Annotated in this window: 2 protein-coding genes; one reads left to right on the plus strand and one right to left on the minus strand. The window is 65.6% G+C overall.

The window, feature by feature from the left end:
* Nucleotides 1–152: 152 nt before the first annotated feature.
* Nucleotides 153–1,406, minus strand: a complete 1,254-nt coding sequence (gene icd, locus V7Z54_RS08635) for an NADP-dependent isocitrate dehydrogenase (RefSeq protein ID WP_334135870.1) — start codon at nucleotides 1,404–1,406, stop codon at nucleotides 153–155.
* Between the two features lie 315 nt (nucleotides 1,407–1,721).
* Between icd and V7Z54_RS08640 the strand changes: the two genes are divergently transcribed.
* Nucleotides 1,722–2,086: DUF192 domain-containing protein (locus tag V7Z54_RS08640; RefSeq protein ID WP_334135882.1), on the plus strand; the 365-nt coding region annotated here is incomplete at its 3' end.

Here is a 2,086-nt window from a genome sequence, read left to right on the forward strand (position 1 = left end):
GGTCTTCACCATGAATGCGACGCGGCATCGCCGACACTGGGGCGGCCGCTTACGTCAGGGGCCGCTTGCGCCGGGGGGCCATTGCGCAGACGGCACCGGGACGCCCGGTATCCGGCTCGCCCCTTGCGCGCACCCGTGCCCGCGGCCTCGCCTCACATGTGGTCGATCATCACCTGGCCGAAGCCCGAGCACGACACCTGCGTGGCCCCTTCCATCAGGCGCGCGAAGTCGTAGGTGACCTGCTTGCTCTGGATGGCACGCTCCATGCTGACGATGATCAGGTCGGCCGCTTCGCGCCAGCCCATGTGGCGCAGCATCATCTCGGCCGACAGGATCTCCGAGCCCGGGTTGACGTAATCCTTGCCGGCATACTTGGGTGCCGTGCCGTGCGTAGCCTCGAAACAAGCTACCGAATCCGACAGGTTCGCCCCCGGCGCAATGCCGATGCCACCCACTTGTGCTGCCAGCGCATCCGAGATGTAGTCGCCGTTGAGGTTGAGCGTGGCAATCACCGAATACTCGGCCGGGCGCAGCAGGATCTGTTGCAGAAAAGCGTCCGCAATCGAATCCTTGATGACAATGTCTCGGCCCGTCTTGGGGTTGGTGAACTTGCACCACGGCCCGCCGTCGATTTCCACCGCGCCGAACTCGCGCTTGGCCAGGGCATAGCCCCAGTCGCGAAACGCCCCCTCGGTGTACTTCATGATGTTGCCCTTGTGCACGAGCGTCACACTGGGCTTGTCGTTGTCGATGGCGTACTGGATGGCCTTGCGCACCAGCCGCTCGGTGCCTTCCTGCGACACCGGCTTGATGCCGATGCCGGACGTTTCCGGGAAGCGGATCTTGGTTACCCCCAACTCTTCTTGCAAAAACTTGATGAGCTTGCGCGCCTTCTCACTTTGCGCGGGGTACTCGATGCCGGCGTAGATGTCTTCGGAGTTTTCGCGGAAGATGACCATGTCGGTCTTCTCCGGCTCCTTCAGCGGGCTGGGCACCCCCTTGAAGTAGCGCACCGGGCGCAGACAGACGTACAGATCCAACTCCTGCCGCAGCGCCACGTTCAGCGACCGAATGCCACCACCCACGGGCGTGGTCAGCGGGCCCTTGATCGAGACGACATACTCCTTGAGCGCGTGCAGGGTCTCGTCGGGCAGCCACACGTCGGGGCCGTAGACCTGGGTGGACTTCTCGCCCGCGTACACCTCCATCCAGTGAATCTTGCGCTGGCCGCCGTAGGCCTTGGCCACCGCGGCATCAACCACCCGGATCATGACCGGCGTGATGTCGATCCCGGTGCCGTCCCCCTCGATGTAGGGGATGATGGGATTGTCCGGCACGTTGAGCGACATGTCGGGATTGACGGTGATCTTCTGGCCTTCGGTGGGCACTCGAATGTGTTGGTACATACGCGGTGGTCTCCGTGTGGAATGAACCCCCGCCACCTGTTGGGCGCCGGGGAATAGAATCGATTCTATCGACAAACCCTCCATGGACCTGACAGCATGAAGCGGTGCGCGCGCGGGCAGTCGGCCCAGCCGACGCGGTGGACGACCCTGTGGTGGCGGCTGAACCAACCGACGCCGCGGGCGGGCGCCAGTGCGCCGACCGGGCGCTGCCCCCAACCTCATGCCGCACCGCTCACCGAAGCGCGCGTGCAACGGCGCGTGCCGGTGTCGCGCGTGCTCGCTGACGTGCGCGCTGCCGCGGCCCGCATCGCCGCTTTGGCCGCCATCAGCGTGGCCGGCGCGGTCGCGGCCATCGCCCAGCCGGTCGGCACGCCACAGCTGGACCTGCCGCGCGTGGAGCTGCGCGCCGGCATGCACCGCATCGACGCGCAGGTGGCACGCACCCACGAGCAACGCATGACTGGCCTAATGTGGCGGCGCGATATGCCGCCGCACGAAGGCATGCTATTCGTGTTTGACCGCCCGGCCATCCAGTGCTTTTGGATGCGCAACACCTTCCTGCCGCTGACGGCGGCGTTCATTGCCGACGACGGGCGCATCGTCAATCTGGCCGACATGCAGCCGCTGGACGAGACCAGCCACTGCTCGCGCGAGCCCGTGCGCTACGTGCTGGAAATGCA

The sequence above is a fragment of the Tepidimonas sp. genome (assembly GCF_036824975.1).
GTDB lineage: Bacteria > Pseudomonadota > Gammaproteobacteria > Burkholderiales > Burkholderiaceae_C > Tepidimonas.

Bases quoted from the DNA above. Each gene is read 5' to 3' on its own strand.
- icd (WP_334135870.1), bottom strand. From the start codon at position 1,406: ATGTACCAACACATTCGAGTGCCCACCGAAGGCCAGAAGATCACCGTC.